The organism is Labilibaculum euxinicum (assembly GCF_963678175.1).
In the GTDB taxonomy this organism is placed as follows: Bacteria; Bacteroidota; Bacteroidia; order Bacteroidales; family Marinifilaceae; genus Labilibaculum; species Labilibaculum euxinus.
In genome coordinates this window covers 4,484,867-4,499,995 of record NZ_OY782756.1, presented here as the reverse complement: position 1 = coordinate 4,499,995, position 15,129 = coordinate 4,484,867, and the positions used below count along the sequence as shown (strand labels likewise).

Below are 15,129 nucleotides of genomic sequence, written 5' to 3'. Positions count from 1 at the left end.
TTAATAATTCAGGTGTGCAAAGGATTGAAAAATGAGCTTTCAGCTTACAGTATTTTTGTATCTTCGTACCTTAAACTCAATCCAAAAACCTTATTTATGCTCTCATTTGATGCGATCGTTGTATTAATCGTGTTGGTTTTTATTCTAATATCATTCTATAAAGAATGGGTTGGGCCTGCTTTTACTTTCCTGATTGGAGTTGTTGTTCTTGGGATTTTTGGGATTCTTACTCCTTCAGAGATACTTGGTGGATTTGCTAATGATCAGGTTTTTGTCATTTTAATGCTCTTGTTGATTGGAGACATTATCAGGGATTTGGGTATTGTTGAAACCCTATTTGATAAGGTATTTCAAAAAGCCACTACTTATCGGCAATTCATGGCACGCATGATATTTCTGGTGGGAGCTTTTTCAGCTTTTTTAAATAATACACCTCTTGTTGCCGTTATGATGCCATATGTGCATAATTGGAGCAAGCGCAATAATATTTCTCCATCGAAATTATTAATTCCATTATCATACGCAGCTATATTAGGAGGATGTATAACTCTAATTGGTACATCCACAAACTTGATTGTCAATGGTATGGTTATCGATCAGAAAATTATACCTGCATTGGGTTCTCTTGATATGTTTAGTTTTGCATATGTCGGAATTCCAATGATGCTTATTGGGTCGATTTACCTTTTATTGGTAAGTAAGAAATGGTTGCCGGAGAAAGAGGATGTGTTGGGCGAATTTTCTGAAAATTCACGAAAGTATATTGTTGAAGCGCATGTCAAATCCAATTCCGGTTTAATTGGAAAATCAATTGAAGAGGCTGATTTAAGAAATTTGAAAGGTCTTTACCTTTTTCAGATCAACCGGGGTGATGTAAGAATTGCGGCAGTTTCGCATGAATACAGACTGGAAGAAGGCGATCGTTTATTATTTGCAGGAGATACAGAAACAATTGCTGACTTGGTGCTTCCCAATTCAGGATTAACGCTTCCTACGGTTGGGATGCTGACTCATAAAAAGCATATAGAGGTGGTTGAAATTGTAATTTCTCATAACTCAACTTTGATATCCAAAACAGTTAAAGAGGCTAATTTTAGAGGTCATTTTGATGCTGCAGTTATTGGTATTCATCGAAATGGAGGTCGGGTAAGTGGTAAAATCGGAGAAGTAAAACTTCGTGCCGGTGATGTATTATTGCTTTTAGGAGGAGACGATTTTGTTGATCGTTCTCATTTAGTTCAGGATTTCTATTTTATATCGAAAGTAAAAGAATTCAGAAAGCAGGAAGCTTATAAAATATGGTTGCTGCTTGGAGGAACTGTGTTGGCTGTTGTCTTGTCAGCACTAAAAATTGTGCCTTTGTTCATGACTTTAATTGTGATGATTATTGTTATTCTGGCTTTAAAAATTTCTAATCCTAAAGATATTGCATCGAGAGTTGATTTTAATCTGGCTTTAATTATTTCTCTTGCCTTGGCATTTGGCACAGCCATGATAAAATCCGGATTGGCGGAGATCATTGCGGACCTGTTAATTTCAGTCTTTATTCCGTTAGGAAGAGTCGGAGTTTTATTTGGAATTTATTTAATTACATCGGTACTTGCTGCCTATATAACCAATAAGGCTGCTGTTGCTATTGTATTTCCTATATCGCTTACAATAGCTTTAAGTCTTCATTTAAATCCGGAACCTTTTGTATTGGTTGTAGCATTTGCTGCAGCCGCAAATTTCATGACTCCAATTGGTTATCAAACCAACTTAATGGTATACGGACCAGGAGGATATACCTTTAAAGATTTCTTCAAAATAGGATTTCCTCTGACCATTATTTATATGCTGGTTACTGTATTGATACTGTCATACATCTATTTTTATTAATTGATAATTCCACAATCCTTAGGGATTGTTAAGCATAAAAACCTATGAATTTTAGTAAAAGAAAAGAACTTCTTTTTGCGGCGATAACTGCATCGTTAAAAGCTGGAAAAGAGATATTGGAAGTTTATAATTCCAAAGATTTTGAGATTCAAATTAAATCGGACAATAGTCCGTTAACAATTGCTGATCAAAGGGCGCATCAAGCTATTGTGTCGATATTGGATGAACTGGGTTTACCTGTTTTAAGTGAGGAGGGAGAGCATTTGGGTTTCGAAATTAGAAAAAACTGGGAATATTGTTGGATCGTTGATCCGCTCGATGGCACGAAAGAATTCATAAAAAGGAACGATGAATTTACTGTGAACATTGCTTTAATTGAAAATGGAACATCAATTGCGGGTGTTATTTATGTACCTGTTTATAAGCAATTGTATTTTTCCGATAAGGAATTGGGAGCATTTAGAATGGATGATATTGTGGATTGGTCTGGTGATTTAGATTCATTAGTCGTGCACTCCATAGCGCTGCCTCTTTCTCAGGATCGAAAGTCTATTCGGGTGGTGGGATCTCGTTCTCACATGAATCAGGAAACGAAAGATTTTATTTCGAAGCTGCAAGAGGAACATGATAATGTTGAGTTAATATCAAAGGGAAGCTCTTTAAAACTGTGTATGATTGCAGAAAGAGAGGCTGATGTTTACCCTCGGTATGCTCCTACAATGGAATGGGATATTGCTGCGGGACATGCAATTGTATCGGCTTCGGGAGGAAAGGTTTTGCATTTAAACTCCGATGATGAGATCTCATACAACAAGGAAGACCTTTTAAATTCTTGGTTCATCTGTAAAAGAGAATACTAAACAAACAATACATACAAACACAACAAATTTAGGAATGAAAAAATCAATACTTGCCATATTGTTTTGTCTGTTTATTGGCAGCTTAATGGCACAAACAAATAAAATTCCATTAAGTCATGCCGACTATGATCATTGGAAAAACCTTAAAAATCAACAGATATCTGCTAACGGAGAATGGATTACTTATGAAGTAAATCCTCAGAAAGGAGATGGATATCTTTACCTGTATCAGGTAAGTACGGGGAAGTTGGATTCTGTAGCCAGAGGATATCAGGCGATATTTTCGCCGGAAAGTGAAATTTTAAGTTTCAATATTAAAGCTCAGTTTGATACCATTCGACAAGCGAAGGTGAAGAAGATTGAAAAGAAGGATTTGCCAAAAGATTCGTTGGGGATATGGAATTTGAAGGAGAATAGCATTTTGCATTTTGCGGAATTGGAATCATTCAAAATACCTGAAGAGAAGGGTGAATGGATGGCCTTTTTATTGAAAATGCCTAAGGAAAAAAAGGATTCTTTGGCTAACGATTCAATTGAAAAACCTGAAACCAAAACTAAAGGTGAAAAGGACGCGAAGAACAAAGAGAAAATTGAAAAAGGAGAGCTCGTAATCTTAAATTTCCTGTCTGGAAAAGAGTATCGATACAAAGATGTTTCCGATTATGCCTTATCTGAAAATGGAAATGCTGTTACTTTTGTTCAGGTTGAAGGGGATAGTATTCAAACCTCGAAGGTGAATTGGTTTACCGCTAATAAGGAGCAGGTTAAAACTGTATTTGAACAAGAAGGAATTGCAAAGAAAACATCTTTAGCACCTAATGGTGATCAGCTTTCTTTTATTTTTTCTGCTGATACTCTCAAGAATAAAACTTTTGCTTTATACTATCAAAATATAAAACTTAATGAGCTAAAGGTTTTGATGGATACCTTAAGTAAGGATATTCAGAAAGATTGGACGGTAAGTGAGAATGGAGAAATATATTTCTCGAAAAATGGAGAGAAATTGTTTTTTGGAGTAGCTCCCAGACCGATTAATGAACCAAAAGACACTCTGCTTGACGAGGAAAAATATCATGTTGATGTATGGAACTGGAAAGATCCTTTGCTGCAGCCTCAACAGAAAGTACAAGCCGAAAAAGAGAAGAAAAGAACTTGGTTAGCTGTATATAATCCATTGGAAAATAAAGTTTTGCAATTGGGAAATGAAAATTTACCTGATGTGAAATTGTATGATGATGGAAATTCAAAATTGGCACTTGGATCTTCATCATTGCCGTATCAGCAATTAACTTCGTGGGATGATTGGTATTCCGATTACTATGTAATAGACACAAAAACGGGAAAGAAAGACATGGTGCTGGAAAAGAAAAATTCACGCGTGAATATTTCCCCTGCTCAGAAGTTCTTGATCTGGTTCGAGACTCAGGATAGTATTTGGTATTCGTATCAAATTGAGAATCGCAAAACGGTGGCATTAACAAAGAAGATAAAAGCTAATTTTTACGATGAAACTCATGATACTCCGAGTGATCCCAGTCCGTATGGAGTAGTGGGATGGACAAAAGGAGATGAGGAGGTAATTATTAGTGATCGATATGATTTTTGGAAGTTGGATCCGACAGGAGTGAAAAGTTCTGAAAATATTACCAATAGCTTTGGTCGTAGAAATAAGATTCGCTTTGATTACGTGAAATTGAATGAAGAGGAACTATTTATTGATTTGAAAAAGCCGGTTCTTTTGAGTGCATTTCATGAGTTCACAAAAAAATCGGGTTTTTACCGCTTACAGCAAGATGAAGAACCCGAAGAATTGGTTTTTGAGGATGCAGGTTTCAATAGTCCTCTGAAAGCGAAAAAAGCAAACCAATTGATATGGAAACGATCTACTTTTAAAGATTATCCAAATTTGTGGACTGGTAACATGAGGTTTACAAATCCAAAACAAGTATCGGATGCGAATCCACAGCAGAAAAATTACCTGTGGGGAGATGTTGAATTGGTGAAATGGACTTCGGGTGATGGCGAAGAATTGCAAGGTTTATTGTACAAGCCTGAAAATTTCGATCCAAATAAAAAATATCCAATGTTGGTTTATTTTTACGAGAGAAGTTCCGATGCATTGCATCGTCATCATGTACCGAAACCCAATTGGTCAATTATCAACCCTAGCTATTGTGTAAGTAATGATTACCTGATTTTCATGCCTGATATTACCTATCATAAAGTCGGCTATCCTGGCGAATGTGCATATAGTGCTGTTGTAACGGGAACTCTGAGCATGATGGATCGTTATTCTTTTATCGACAAGGAAAACATTGGCTTACAAGGGCAAAGCTGGGGCGGATATCAAATTGCTTATTTGGTAACAAGAACAAATTTATTCAAATGTGCAATGGCCGGGGCTCCCGTATCAAATATGACATCGGCTTATGGTGGAATTCGTTGGGGAACAGGTATGAGCAGAATGTTTCAGTACGAGCACACACAAAGTCGTATTGGAGGAACTCTTTGGAACAGCACATTGCAATACATTGAGAACTCGCCGATATTTTATGCACCAAAAATTGAAACTCCCTTACTAATGATGCACAATGATCATGATGGTGCAGTGCCTTGGTATCAGGGAATAGAATTGTTTGTAGCAATGCGCCGTTTGCAAAAACCTTGTTGGTTGTTATCCTATAACGATGAAGATCATAATCTAAAAAAGCGACCAAACAGAGTGGATTTATCCATCAGAACCATGCAGTTTTTTGATTTCTACTTAAAAGGAAAACCAGCTCCTGAATGGATGGTTGATGGGATTCCGGCTATTGAAAAAGGAATTATAGATGGTTACGATTTAAAGAAATAGATTTATTAAAATAGTTATAATGCGTTCTGAAAAGGACGCATTTTTTGTATTCTGATATTTCTATCAATTGAAACATGGAAAAACGCCTCGATTCCGGATGGAAAAGAGGCGTTCGAATTAGTGTTTGTAGGTGTGTTGTTGTGTGTTTGTTGTTGTTTTACTTCGGCTGTTAACCTATATTTTTAAGATCAACTATTTACAAAAAAAATCTGATGTTTGCATTCGTACTATTTGCTAGCAAAGTAAAGATGTTTCCATATTATTTCATATATTTCTTAAATAATTAAGTAATAATTATTGAGAATATGATTTTTAGACCTTTTTTTTACTAAAGGTGATTGTGCAAACGTTGTAAAAGAAGTAATTTTTTCTGATATGGAGAATTTAGATCAAACGGATAAAACAATTCTGAGAATACTTCAGAATGATTCAAAGAAGACAGCCAAGGAAATTGCGGCGATGCTAAATATTACGGTATCACCTGTTTACGAGAGAATTAGGAGGTTGGAGAATCAAGGCTTCATTAAAAAATATGTGGCTATTCTTGATAAAATGAGAATAGGAAAGGCAGTTACAGTAATGTGTCAGGTTTCCATGCGATATCATAATGAGGCTTTTATTGATGAATTCGAAGAACAAATTCAGGATTTACAAGAAGTTCAGGAATGTTATCATGCGGTTGGTCAGGTCGATTTTATTCTTAAAATTCATGTCGGAAGTCTGGAGGAATATCATGAATTTTTACGTTATAAACTTTCTAAAATTAAAAACATAGGAGTACTGAATAGTATATTTTTGATTAAGGAAATCAAACAAACATCTGAGTATTATATATAATAGGTACTGTTGGGCTAAAGAATTTATACTTATTTCTAATAAATTCCTGACGTTGTTTTAGTAACTTGTGATAAGCTAATTCGGTTTTATTAGGTAATATCTTAATTTATGACTGATAACAATCAACATATGTCCCATGATGCATTCGAAAGAATACTTTCCGAATATAAGGAAAGAATTGCTGAGTTGGAAAAGCAGGTTGGTAAATTGAAAAAGGAAAGAGATCATTACTCTAAAAGCCTTAAAAAAACAGATGCTGTTAATAGGGCTGACCTTCTTTATAATACTACAAATCAAGGAATAATAATTCGAGATAAGGAAGGGAAAATAATTTATACCAACCCTTCTGCATCAAGAATTTTAGGTGTTGAAAAGGAATTTTTACTCAATATTGAAAGTTTTGAACCAAGAATTAAGAACATCCTTGCAGATGGTTCTTTAATGACCGCGGAAACACATCCTGCAAAAATTGCCTTGATGACGGGTAAAGAGGTGACTAATTCAATACTTGGTGTATATAATCCTCAAAAGCAGGCGTACATCTGGATTAGTATTACTGCAACACCTTTAATGAATAAGGAGACTGGATTCAGTGAAGAAGTCTTTACCATATTTGAAGACATCACCGAAAGGTTAGCTGCAGAGAAACGTTTGAAAGAAAGCGAGGCAAAAGCAAAAGCCTTGCTGGAAACAATTCCTGATTTAATTTTAAGAATATCAAGGGATGGAAAGGTGATAGATCTCCATGGTGAGGAGAAAGGTTTATTCCGAAATGAAGAATCAATTGTTGGTTTGGATATCCGAAAAGTATTTGAGGAGAATTTGACTAATGAGTTTATGCATTCTTTGGAGGCTGCTTTAGATACCGGAAAGGTACAGGTTTTTGATTATCGGCTTAGAATTGAAGAAAGAGGCGTTTGTTATTTTGAGTTCAGAATCAGCAGCAGTGGAGATAGAGAAATTACCGCAATTGTAAGGAATATTACAGAGCAAAAAAAAATGCAGCGTAAATCCATCGAGGCCACCAGAAGGTTATCTACTTTAATGGGTAATCTTACGGGTATGGTTTATAGATGTTTGGCAGATGAGTTCTGGACCATGTTATACGTTAGTCAGGGAGGCTTAAACTTAACTGGTTATGCGCCCGAAGAACTTAATTATAATTCACATGTTGCCTACAATGATATAATACATCCTGAAGATCGGGATTTTGTTGCACAAGTTGTAAATGAAGCAAGCTCAAAAAATAAAAGATTTACAATTGAGTATAGAATCATTAGTAAAGGCGGGATACTTAAATGGGTGTTTGAGCAGGGAATTGCTATAAAGGATAAAAATAATAAACCTTTATTTATTGAAGGCTATATTGCTGATATTACCGATAGAAAGATTGCTGAGCAGAATTTAATACAAAGTGAAAACAAGTTTAGAATACTCTTTAATTCTTTAAACGATGCTGTTTTTGTTCATCCATGGCATGAATCTAAATTTCAAAAATTTGTTGAGGTTAATGACGCCGCTATTAAGCGTTATGGTTATTCCCGGGAGGAGTTTTATCAGCTTACTCCTGAAAATTTAAGCGTAAAAGGCGAAAAGTTGGACAAGGGGATGAATACCATAAGAGAGACTTTGGGAAAAAAAGGAAAAGTCTCTTTTGAAACGAATCATCTAACCAAATCGGGTGAAATTATTCCAGTTGTGATTAATTCTAATTTAATTGATTTAGATGGGATCAGATTCGTTCAATCTATTGTTCGGGATGTTGGTTATCGGAAGATATCAGAGGCCCGGTTAAAACATAAAACGGAAATAGAAAAATTGCTGATTGATATTTCTGCCGATTTTATTGGTTCATCTTTAAGTGATGTAGATCAGTTAATTGACCGTGCATTAAAGAACATAGGTGAATTTACGAATACAGATAGAAGTTATGTGTTTTTGTTTGAGGAAAATAGAATTACATTGAGTAATACTAATGAGTGGTGTCGGGATGGTGTTGTTTCCAAGAAAGATATTTCTCAGAATTTGGCTGTTGAAAATTTCGATTGGTGGATTGAGAAGTTTAATCAACGGGAACACCTTTATCTTCCTCTATCTAAACTTTCATTAAAATCGATTCAGAAAAAGATTGGGAATTTTCATTCCGATCTTAAATCACTGTTAGTTCTTCCAATATTATCCCATGAGTCCTTATTAGGTTTTGTGGGCTTCGATTCCGTTTTTCATGATAAAGAATGGGATTCGGAAGACATCAATTTACTCTATACCTTCGCTGATGTGCTGGCTGGTGTAATCAGCCGGAAAAAATTTGAGCAGAAACTCATATTTGCAAAAGAAAAGGCTGAGGAAAGTGACCAATTAAAATCTACATTTTTGGCATCTATGTCTCATGAATTAAGAACCCCTTTAAATGCTATCATAGGATTTAGTGGATTGGTAAACTCTAAGTCTTCTATTGATAAAATAGTAAAACGCAATGAAATCATAAAATCAAGTGGACAACATTTGTTGAAAATAATCGAATCGATATTTGATGTATCGCTTCTTCAGGCGAAAGAAGCTAAAGTTAAAAAAGAGGATTTTTCTCTGTCTGAGTTGTTCTTAACATTACAGCAATATGTAAAATCAGAGATAAATAAGAGCAATAAGTTTAATTTAACAGCGCGGTTAAAATGTATTCCCGATGATGATAGTCTGTATTTGTATTCGGATAAAACGAAATTGATACAATTGATAACTAATCTTTTGAATAACGCAATAAAGTATACACAATCAGGAATAATTACATATGGATATCAGATTGAAGGATCGGATATTACCTTTTATGTGTCAGATACTGGAATTGGTATTTTACCGGAGCACACAAAAATTATTTTTGATATATTCAGACAGATTGACGAAACTGCTGTGGGCATGCAGTCAGGTGTAGGTTTAGGATTGGCAATTTGCAAGGAAATTTCGAACTTGTTGGATGGAGAATTATGGCTTACCTCAGAAAAGGATAAGGGAACAACTTTTTATTTTAGATTAAGAAATGCGGTTCATTCACAAATTGGAAAAATTACAAGCTTCGAAACCGGACTTGTACCACCTTTATTGAAAAATGAAACGATTCTTATTGTTGAAGATATTGAAATTAATTATCATCTGTTAGAGGAAATTTTAACACCCACTTCTGCCAAAGTGATCTGGGCAAAAAATGGAATGGAGGCTGTAAAAATTATAGAAGATAAAACAGATGTTGATTTAATATTGATGGACGTTAAAATGCCTGTCATGGATGGGTATAGGGCATCAAAGCGGATATTAAAGATGAACCCAAATATTCCGATAATTGCTCAAACTGCATATGCTTTGAAAGAAGATAGAGAGAAGATGATCAAGAAAGGTTTTAAAGGATACATATCAAAACCAATCGATAAAGATGTCCTATATAAGCTTTTGTATGAGTTTCTTCAGCCTGGGATGATGTCGGAGAAGAAAAAATAAAGAGCAGACTTTTAAAGCCTGCTCTTTTTAGATTATACAGTCCGCTATTTAGCTGCAATGCATTGAGTGTCAATATTTAGTTTTGGCTCGAAAAGATTTGCTATTTTTTCCCATCGTACCATTTTAAAGTTCTGGGCAATTGATTTTTCATCCTTTTTATTAAACCCATCCTGAACAACAAACATCCCTGCCGGGAATTTTTCTCCGAGATTTAGATTAATGGCCTCAACACCGTCTGTTTCTTCTGCACCATCAATCACCCCGTCACCAATTCTAAAACTTCCTAAATAGTTGTGAGGTGCTTTTCTTTCAAATACAGCATAAGAATAGTTTCCCTGACTGGAGGCAATTAAGTATCCGGATCCATTCGATTGTTTGTAAATGCACAAACCTTCGATATCTTCATAAATGTTTTCATTTTTATCTACCGTACTCTGGGAAAGAAGCTCAAATCCTTTTGTACTGTTTGGATCTATTGATATTTTCCAAATTCCTTTGGCTTCCTCTCCTATAAAAAGTATACCAGCCTCGTCGTCGGAAACCATTCCTTCTGTTTTACTGGCAAGTTTTAGTCGTCGAACCAATTTCGCGGAAATCTTTTTGCCTTCCGGCACGATTTCCCATTGTTCAATATTTCCAAAAGTGCTGTTCACAAAGGCGTAAAGTTGATCCTGATTTTTAGACAGGCAAAAACCATAAACTTCATCTTTCATTTCAACAGGAATGGCATTTTCAAATTGATGTAAACTGCCGTCTTTTTCGATGCTGTAGAAATCCAGAGTGTTTGAGCTTCGGTTTGAACAGGCTGCAATGTCAATTAAACCCTGCCCAGTTTTAATATTTTGACGGATGTCAACATTATTCATATTACCATCTGCATAGTAAAATAGTTCATTGCCATCTAAATCATATACAGCTAAACCGCCTTTTTTATCTGTACCTATAATTCTGCTTTGTTCCGGAGAGTCAGGGTTTACCCATATTGCAGGATCATCAGCAGCATCTTCAGTTGCCAATCTATTTTTCAGTGCATCCGTTTCGCCGTCTGCTTCAGTAACTTTTTCAATCAGTAAAGAAGCTTTTCTCGAACCTTCGCTTGAGCGATCGCATGAACAGGCAATTAGGAGCGATGCAGTTATTCCTAGTAGAATTATTGTATTTGGTCTTTTATGCATAATAAAATTTGTTTTTGCTTAGAAATTCATTTTTAAACCAATATTCGCTTTAGCGCCGTAGTATTCAGCTTGCTTGGTGTGACTCTTGTCTCCTTGGTAGTAGCGTAAAGGTTCGTTTAAGATGTTGTTTACCGATGCGAAAATGCTGAAATTGGAATTGATGTTGTAGCCAGCGCTTACATCCATATGTGTTACTTTATCATAGTAGCTGTCGTAAAATGCAGATTCTCCCCACTCATCAATAAAATCATCAGCATATTGCAATGATACACGTACATTTAGTTTTTTACCTTCGTAAAATAAAGATAAATTAACGTTGTTTTCTGGTGTTCCTACTATCGATAAATCTTCATTTTCTCTACCCGAAATGTTCACGTTTTTCATTTTTGAATGAGTGTAGGTATAGTTGGCATAAAATCCCATATCACTTAAGAAACCAGGTAGAAAATCCAATTGTCTTTGAAAAGCAAACTCAAAACCATAAAGGTCAGCATCACCAACATTAATAGGTTGGTAAAATTTGTCCCAGGTCTTCCCACTGTAGCTGAAATCTCTGTGTTCAATGGTGTTCGAAATATCACTTAACGATTTGTAAAAGAAACCGCCGGAAAGTAATCCAACATTTGAGTAGTAATGCTCAGCCATTACATCAAAGTTCATTGAGTTGGTTGGATCCAGTTTAGGATTCCCTATTTCAATTTCATTATCTTCCTGTTTAATTTTGCTGTGCGGAACCAAATCGTAGTATTTCGGGCGTGAAATAGAGTTTGTCCAGGCTAGTTTTAGTTTAGTATTCTCGGATAGCGACAATTTTGCAATTACACTGGGAAGAATGTTGGTATAGTCGTTCTTTTCTTTTGCAGTAGTGCTAATCGTTGGATCGCCGTCAGCAGGGATATCCAAAATTCTACCGGAATATTTTAATTTTGTTTGTTCTGCACGAAGACCAAAAATCATTTTAAGTTTTTTTCCAAAATCCTGATCCAAACGAACATATCCGGCGTAAACATCTTCTTTTGCTTCAAAGTTACCGGCTTCTTCTTCAACATTTCGGGTTTTGTTATACTGATTATCGAAATTTAATCCTCCAAGAAATTGTTTGGATACAAAGTGTCCGGCAGCATAATCTCCGGCCATAAAATCACTTTTACTGGCATCATATTGATTATTTAAGGCATTACTTATAAAGCCGTTTTCATCATTTGGCTCAATATCATTAAAGCTGTTGTCTCTGTTTTTCTCTTTGCTTTTTAATCTGAAACCAGTTTGAAGAGAGTTCTTGTTTTTTCCGCTGAGGATTGGAAATTTGATATCAACTTTTAAATTTTTATCAATATCCTCTGTGTATTGAAATTGTTCTGTAAGTTCTTTTAAACCAAATTCGCTGCTTAAATCTGCTGATTGAGGATCGTTTACTGAAAATGCTGGTTTTTTTGTAAGAGATAAATTAGGTGTAATCGCAACTTTTTTAGCTCGTAAAGTAACGTAACGTTCATTGGGGCGATCTTCAGAAGCCTTGGAATAACTACCTTTCCAATCAATTTCGATAGCTCCAAAGTGGTGTTCTCCATTTAAAGCAAAGTTCATTGTCTGCTGATCTTCCAGTCTGCGGTTCTTGTTGGTTCCCCCTTTGGTTTGGCGACGAACTTCGCTAATCCAACTTCCATCTTCTTTTTGCTCAATGTCTTTGTACTGTAAACGAAAACGGTTCTCCCAGTCTTTTCTGTGATTATAAATGGCTTTGAATTCGATTTTATGATTTGGGTTAAAATTGTAATCAAAAGAAGAAGAATAACTTTGGCGAATCCGCTGAACGTAATAGGTTCTAATCTGAAAATCGGATGCGTAAATGGCTCCCTTGTCATCCTTTTCCCACTCAGTTTCAATATTGTCCGATCCCAATTGATTGTCCTGGTATGAGGCAGAGAATACCATACCAAGATTTGATTGTGTTCCTGTTTTAAAACGGTTGCCATATAGAGCTGAAAGAATTAATTGAGGATCATCACTTAAAAAATTGTATCCGGTTCCAACACGTGCAGAAATTTGTTGTTTAAAAGGATTCGAGCGGGTGATAAGGTTTACAGAACCACCGATTGCATCAGCTTCCATATCCGGAGTTATCACTTTGTTTACCTCAACAGTTTGAATCATATCCGAAGGAACAAGGTCAAGCTGTACCGATCGAATTCCAGCTTCGGCAGAAGGGATACGTTCGCCATTAATGGTAACTGAATTGTATTCTGAAGCAGTACCGCGAATGTGACCAAACCGGGCTTCTCCTTGATCGTACTCCACGTTAATACCTGGTATTCTTTTTAGGGCATCCCCTATATTATTATCAGGAAACTGCCCAACCTGATCCGAAGAAACTATATTGGTAATGTTTACGTTGCTTTTTTGCTGATTCAAAGCACGTGATTGTTCTTTTAGGAGTCCTTGAATCACAACTTCCTGCAATGCTACACCTTCCGAAAGACTAAAGTTTTCGGTTAGGGTAGTTGATTCTTCAAATACTATTTTTTTCTCAACACTTTCATAACCAATGTACGAAATCTTAAGAGTGTATTCTCCCGGGATGATATTGTTGATGCGATAAACTCCGTTATTGTCTGATGCAACACCTTGGTTTGTCTCTTTTAATACTAATGTTGCCCCTGGTAATGGGTAGTCTTCAGAATCGATAACACGACCGGTTATTGTTGCTGTTCTTTTTACGTTAATTGCATTGTTTTCGGCAATAGTGCTTGTGACCGAAAATAAGAATACAACAAAGAGATTTAAAGTAATAAATAATGTTTTCATTTTAAAGATTTTAATTTATTGATGAGCTTATTAGATATTTTTCCATAGATTTTTAAACACTCAAAACTAGGTTTTGATTTACGGGTAAGGATTAGCTTAGTATAATTATTTTGTAAACTTATTGTAAAATGAAAAATACATTCATTAAGAGAATGTTATCAATTTGGAGGTTTTTAACTGCTCGATAGGAGCGGGAGAATTGTTGGTGTTAATTCTAATTTTGAGAATTCATTTATTTTGAACAGATTTGTTATGTTCTAATATTAATTATATCGTGAAATATTTATTTTATTCCAGTTTATTTTCATTTCTATTTTTAGGGGCGTGTCGTTCCAACAAATCAATTAATGAACAATTGAAAGTTTCTAATGCTTCAATTGTTTATCAGCCCGTTTTGGTTTCTGATTCTCTGTCGGTTAAGGTAAATGAGCAGTCGGGCTTGATGTGGTACAATAATTTGTTTTGGATAAACAATGATAGTGATTGTGAACCAGTGTTATATGCCTACAATAGGGATGGAGTAATTAAAAAAGAGTTTGAAATCACTAATGCTAAAAACATTGATTGGGAAGACTTAGCTGCAGATCAGAACTACATTTATATTGGGGATTTTGGTAATAACTTTGGTAATCGTAAAGATTTGCGTGTATTAAGACTAAAAAAAGAAGATCTGGGAACTTCTGAATTGTCAAAAGCCGAAGCTGATGTGATTGGAATTGAATGGGCTGATCAAGAGGATTTTACCAGACACTTACAAAAACATGATTTCGACTGCGAAGCTTTTTTATCATATGGTGATTCTCTTTTCTTTTTCACAAAAAACTGGGCCAATTACAAAACCAGATTGTATTCGGCATCTAAAAATATTGAAGCTCAGAAATTAAAGGTAAAGGCTGAATTTAATGTAAATATGTTGGTTACTGGTGCTGATGTCAGTTCAGATGGAAAGTTGTTGGCGTTGGTAGGCTATAAAGATTATTTAAGTTATATAATCTTATTTTATGAATTTGAAGGCACTAACTTTTTTGGAGGGAAAAGTTTACGCATAGATCTAAGTCCTCTTGGTGGAGCACAAACCGAAGGTATTGTTTTTGGTGAAAACGACTCTTTGTATATCTCTACAGAGCAAACTAAATTACCCCAATCAATTTATAAAGTGGAGTACGAGCAGTGGATGAAAAACTAAAATGACCAAAGTTATTACCTTGATCATTTTATATTTTATTGTTTG

At 35.4% G+C, this 15,129-nt stretch carries 8 protein-coding genes; 6 read left to right on the top strand and 2 right to left on the bottom strand.

The window, feature by feature from the left end:
- The first annotated feature begins 96 nt into the window (after window positions 1-96).
- The 5 genes from ACY0M5_RS17790 (at window position 97) to ACY0M5_RS17770 (ending at window position 9,918) form a co-directional block, all read left to right on the top strand.
- On the top strand, window positions 97-1,878 hold the full coding sequence (locus ACY0M5_RS17790; RefSeq protein ID WP_156194702.1) for an SLC13 family permease: 1,782 nt from the start codon (window positions 97-99) through the stop codon (window positions 1,876-1,878).
- Between the two features lie 44 nt (window positions 1,879-1,922).
- The gene (gene cysQ / locus ACY0M5_RS17785; protein WP_461630096.1) at window positions 1,923-2,738 is read left to right on the top strand and encodes a 3'(2'),5'-bisphosphate nucleotidase CysQ; all 816 of its coding nucleotides are present in this window, start codon (window positions 1,923-1,925) and stop codon (window positions 2,736-2,738) included.
- Between the two features lie 34 nt (window positions 2,739-2,772).
- Window positions 2,773-5,592, top strand: a complete 2,820-nt coding sequence (locus ACY0M5_RS17780; protein ID WP_461630095.1) for an alpha/beta hydrolase family protein — start codon at window positions 2,773-2,775, stop codon at window positions 5,590-5,592.
- Window positions 5,593-5,967: 375 nt separating this feature from the next.
- The gene (locus ACY0M5_RS17775) at window positions 5,968-6,429 is read left to right on the top strand and encodes an Lrp/AsnC family transcriptional regulator (protein ID WP_124991020.1); all 462 of its coding nucleotides are present in this window, start codon (window positions 5,968-5,970) and stop codon (window positions 6,427-6,429) included.
- Window positions 6,430-6,537: 108 nt separating this feature from the next.
- Entirely contained in the window at window positions 6,538-9,918 is a 3,381-nt protein-coding gene (locus ACY0M5_RS17770) for a PAS domain S-box protein (RefSeq protein WP_461630094.1), read from the top strand.
- A 44-nt stretch (window positions 9,919-9,962) separates the two neighbouring features.
- Here the strand turns inward: ACY0M5_RS17770 and ACY0M5_RS17765 are convergent, their stop codons facing one another.
- Both ACY0M5_RS17765 and ACY0M5_RS17760 read right to left on the bottom strand, forming a co-directional pair.
- On the bottom strand, window positions 9,963-11,093 hold the full coding sequence (locus tag ACY0M5_RS17765) for a phytase (RefSeq protein WP_461630093.1): 1,131 nt from the start codon (window positions 11,091-11,093) through the stop codon (window positions 9,963-9,965).
- Window positions 11,094-11,111: 18 nt separating this feature from the next.
- Entirely contained in the window at window positions 11,112-13,898 is a 2,787-nt protein-coding gene (locus ACY0M5_RS17760) for a TonB-dependent receptor (RefSeq protein WP_461630092.1), read from the bottom strand.
- A gap of 274 nt (window positions 13,899-14,172) precedes the next feature.
- Here ACY0M5_RS17760 and ACY0M5_RS17755 point away from each other — a divergent pair, with 274 nt between their 5' ends.
- A complete protein-coding gene (locus ACY0M5_RS17755; RefSeq protein WP_461630091.1) occupies window positions 14,173-15,084 on the top strand; it encodes a hypothetical protein in 912 nt (303 codons plus the stop codon).
- Window positions 15,085-15,129 lie beyond the last annotated feature (45 nt).